4 protein-coding genes are annotated in these 4,193 nt (G+C 76.8%); 1 reads left to right on the forward strand and 3 read right to left on the reverse strand.

Annotated features, from left to right (window positions below; all coding sequences use genetic code 11):
- Window positions 1-126 precede the first annotated feature (126 nt).
- Entirely contained in the window at window positions 127-864 is a 738-nt protein-coding gene (locus ACFC2L_RS19615) for a phosphoglyceromutase (protein WP_375826023.1), read from the reverse strand.
- Between the two features lie 124 nt (window positions 865-988).
- On the opposite strand from ACFC2L_RS19615, the gene ACFC2L_RS19620 reads away from it, so the two are divergent.
- On the forward strand, window positions 989-1,435 hold the full coding sequence (locus ACFC2L_RS19620; protein WP_375826024.1) for a nitroreductase family deazaflavin-dependent oxidoreductase: 447 nt from the start codon (window positions 989-991) through the stop codon (window positions 1,433-1,435).
- A 25-nt stretch (window positions 1,436-1,460) separates the two neighbouring features.
- On the opposite strand, the gene mshA is transcribed toward ACFC2L_RS19620, so the two are convergent.
- Together mshA and ACFC2L_RS19630 are read right to left on the reverse strand one after the other, a co-directional pair.
- Window positions 1,461-2,723 carry a D-inositol-3-phosphate glycosyltransferase gene (mshA, locus tag ACFC2L_RS19625; RefSeq protein ID WP_375826042.1) on the reverse strand — a complete coding sequence of 421 codons (1,263 nt, stop codon included), beginning with the start codon at window positions 2,721-2,723 and terminating at the stop codon, window positions 1,461-1,463.
- 69 nt (window positions 2,724-2,792) lie between these two features.
- Complete coding sequence (locus ACFC2L_RS19630; protein ID WP_375826025.1) at window positions 2,793-3,986, reverse strand: lactonase family protein; 1,194 nt, start codon at window positions 3,984-3,986, stop codon at window positions 2,793-2,795.
- Window positions 3,987-4,193 lie beyond the last annotated feature (207 nt).

The following is a 4,193-nucleotide window of genomic DNA, read 5'->3' on the forward strand; positions in this document are numbered from 1 at the left end:
GCCGCCCTTCCCTCCGCTCGCTCCCCCCCCCCCCCCGCGCGGGGTGCGGCCCCCCCCCACCCGCCCGCGGGGGGGCGGCCGGGGGGGGCGCGCGGCCCCCCACGGCCGTCTGTACGGGGTGTGCGGTCAGCGGCCCTGGTTGGCGACCGCGGCGGCGGCCTCGGCGGCGGCCTCGGGGTCGAGGTAGCGGCCGCCCTTCGTGATCGGCTTGAGGTCCTCGTCGAGCTCGTAGAGCAGCGGGATGCCGGTCGGGATGTTGAGCGCGGCGATGTCCTCGTCGGAGATGCCGTCGAGGTGCTTGACGATGGCGCGCAGCGAGTTGCCGTGCGCCGCGACGAGGACGGTCTTGCCCGCCTTCAGGTCCGGGACGACCTCGCCGTCCCAGTACGGCAGGGCGCGCTCGAGCACGTCCTTGAGGCACTCGGTGCGCACGACGGGCGCGTCGGCGTAGCGCGGGTCCGCGTCCTGCGAGAACTCGGAGCCCAGCTCGATCGCGGGCGGCGGGACGTCGTACGAGCGGCGCCAGAGCATGAACTGCTCCTCGCCGAACTCCTCGAGCGTCTGCTTCTTGTTCTTGCCCTGCAGCGCGCCGTAGTGGCGCTCGTTGAGGCGCCACGACCGCTTCACGGGGATCCAGTGCCGGTCCGCGGCGTCGAGCGACAGGTTCGCCGTCGTGATGGCGCGGCGCAGGAGCGAGGTGTGCACGACGTCGGGCAGGACGCCGGCCTCCGTGAGGAGCTGACCGCCGCGCTTCGCCTCCTCGGTCCCCTTCTCCGACAGGGCGACGTCCACCCAGCCGGTGAACAGGTTCTTGGCGTTCCATTCGCTCTCGCCGTGGCGGAGCAGCACGAGGGTGTAGGTCATGGGTTCCATCCTGCCGCACGGCCCGGCGCGCGGGCACCCGCGTCCCACGTGGTGGTGACCGTCGCCGTCGGGCGTGGGACGAAGGTCCGGGAATCCGGCGGGCGGCGCGCACGTTGCCCCCGACATGCCGATCGACGGAGAGTACGCCCCCAGCCCGAGCGCCTGGTCCCGCAAGCAGGCCGAGTCCTACGAGTCGTCCGGCGGGACGCGCAGCACGACCCTGAACGGGATGCCGGTGGTCGTGCTCACGACCCTCGGGCGCCGCAGCGGGAAGGTCCGCAAGACGCCGCTCATGCGGGTCGAGCACGACGGCGTGTACGCGGTCGTCGCGTCGCTGGGCGGCGCCCCGAAGCACCCTGTCTGGTACTACAACGTCCTCGCGCACCCGCAGGTCGAGCTCCAGGACGAGGCCGAGCGCCACGACTACGTCGCGCGCGAGGTGCACGGCGAGGAGAAGGCGGTGTGGTGGGAGCGTGCCGTCGCCGCCTACCCGCCGTACGCGGACTACCAGGAGAAGACGTCGCGCGAGATCCCCGTCCTGGTCCTGGAGCGCGTCGCGCCGGACGCCTGACCGGCGCCGCCCGGCACCGGCGACGTCATCGCGCCGCGCGGACCTTGCGCGCCTGCGCGTAGACGTCGAGCATGCGCAGCGCGGCGGTGTCCCAGCCGAACCGCTCGCCGGCGCGCCGGGCGCCGTCGCCGAGGGTGGCGAGGCGCTGGTCGTCGGCGAGCAGGTCGCCGAGCACGCGCGCCCACGTCTCGGGGTCGTGGCCGGGGACGAGGACGCCGGAGACCTGGTCCTCCACGACCGTCAGCAGGCCGCCGACGGCGGCGGCCACCACCGGCGTCCCGCTCGCCTGCGCCTCGGCCGCGACGAGCCCGAACGACTCGTTGTGCGACGGCACGGCGACGACGTCGGCCGCGCGGTACCAGCGCACGAGCTCGTCGCGCGAGACCGGTGGGCGCACGACGAGCCGGTCGCTCACCCCGAGCTGGTAGGCGAGCGCCTCGAGCTCGCGGACCGCCGTCGGGCGCCCGCTCGGGCCGCCCAGCACGACGAGCGTCGGCACGGGCTCCCCGCGCTCGGCGAGGACGCCGAGCGCCCGGACGAGGACGTCCGGACCCTTGAGCGGCTGCACGCGCCCCGCGAAGAGGACGAGGCCGCCGTCCGTGGGGAGGCCCAGCCCGGCGCGCAGCGCGCGGCGCCGACCCCGCCGCGCCGCCCCGTCGCCGGGCGAGGCGCCCGCGCCGGGGTCCGGGGAGAACAGGTCGAGGTCGACGCCCGGCGGCACGACGTGCACGCGCGCGGGGTCGGCCGCGTAGTCGCGCACGAGGTCGTCCGCCTCGGCGTCGGTGCTCGCGACGAGCGCGTCCGCCTCGGCGACGACCTGCTCCTCCCCGATGATCCGGCCCAGGGGCTCGGGCGCGTCGCCCGGGGCGAGCGCGGCGTTCTTCACGCGCGCCAGCGTGTGCATGGTGTGCACGAGCGGGACGTCCCAGCGGTCGGCCGCGAGCCAGCCCACCTGGCCCGAGAGCCAGTAGTGGGTGTGGACGACGTCGTACCAGCCCTCGTGGTGCCGCGCCTCCGCGCGCAGCACCCCCGCCGTGAAGGCGCAGAGCTGGCCGGGCAGGTCGTTCTTGTCGAGCCCCTCGAAAGGACCGGCGACGACGTGGCGCACCGTCACGCCGTCGGACACCTCGACCTTGCGGGGCTGGCTCGACGCCGTGGCGCGCGTGAAGATCTCGACCTGCGTGCCGCGGCGGGCGAGCGCGTGCGCGAGCTCGGTGACGTACACGTTCATGCCGCCCGCGTCGCCGGTGCCCGGCTGGTCGAGGGGCGACGTGTGCACCGAGAGCATCGCGACCCGCAGCGGGGTCGCCGGGTCCGGGGAGACGCCGTCGGGCAGCTCGAGCGCGGTCACGGCGGGTCAGGCCTCCACGACGCACGCCGGGGCCGGCAGCGCGAGCACGTCGAGCACCTGGGCGGCACCGTCCGAGCGGCGCACGCGCAGGAGCGCGAGGTTCGACGTCGGCTCCTCCCCCGCGGGGGCGTCCGGGCGCTCGATCAGCGGGTCGTCGTTCTGGTTCGCGACGACGACGAGGTCGTGCAGCGGATCGTCAGGGGCTCCGGAACCGTCGAGCACGGCGAAGTGGCGGGGCCAGGCGCCGCCCACCGGGGAGTCCGCGAGGTGGCGCAGCGTGGGGACGCCGCCCTCGGTCGCCTGCTCGACCGCGTGCACGGCGAGCACGTCGGCGCCGCGCACCGCGACGAGGACGCGTGAGCCGTCCGCCGAGACCGCGACGTGCGAGGGGTAGTTCCCGCCGCCCGCGGGCGGCGCGGCGTGCGTGACGTCGTGCCGGGCGACGACGTCGTACGTGCGCACCCCGTCCGGACCGTCGACGGGCGCGAGGACGAACAGGGCCGGGTCGAGCTCGCCGACCACGACGAGGTGGCCCGACCGGAGCGCGGCGAGGTGGCGCGGGCCGGTGCCCGGCGGGAACGTCGCGACGACGCGCGGGGCCGAGCCGTCCGGAGCCGCGGGGTCGTGCCGGCGCAGCTCGTCGGTGCCCAGGTCGACGACGAGGACGTCGCCGCTGCCGTCGTCGGCGGCGCCGAGGTGGGCGAGCGGGGCGACGAAGTGGGCGTGCGGCCCCTCCTGGCGGTCGGCGACCGGCCCCGTGCCCGCGTGCCCCTGACGGCGCACGGCGAGGTCGGCCCCGGCACCCGGCGCCGCGGCGAGCGAGCCGTCCGCCGCCTTCTCCACCGCTGTGAGGAGACCGTCGCCGTAGTTCGCGACGAGCACGTCGCCGCTCACGGCCACGTGGCACGGGTACGTCCCGCCCGTGGCGACAGGCCCGCCCCGGGGTGCGAGGCCGCCGTCGGGCGCGACGGCGAACGCCGACACCGAGCCCGGCTCCGTCTCCCCCACCGCGTACAGGGTGTCGCCGTCCAGGGCGAGGAACGACGGCGACGGCGTCTCGGCCACCAGCACCCCGCCCACGAACGACCCCGTCCCGGCCACCGCGTCGGCGTCGAGCCCGACGCGCCACACGCCTTCCGCGCCGCCGTTCGCCGGGTGCGGGTAGGTGCCGATCCAGAGGGCGCGGGTCGCGGAGGTCATGACCCGAGCCTAGTTCTCCGGACGGGTGCCTCCGGCCCCGGGCGGACGCTGCTGCCCGACCGAAGGGGACCCGAGAAGGGCGCCCGGCCGCCCGGGGGCGGCGGCGCGGCGCCCCCGGGGCGGGGCGGCGGGGGGGGCGGGCGGCGCGGCGCCCGCCCCCAGGGTCGGCAGGGGGGGGCGGCCCCGGGGGGGGACCCGGGTGACCGG

The sequence above is a fragment of the Cellulosimicrobium sp. NPDC055967 genome, from assembly GCF_042269845.1.
GTDB lineage: Bacteria > Actinomycetota > Actinomycetes > Actinomycetales > Cellulomonadaceae > Cellulosimicrobium.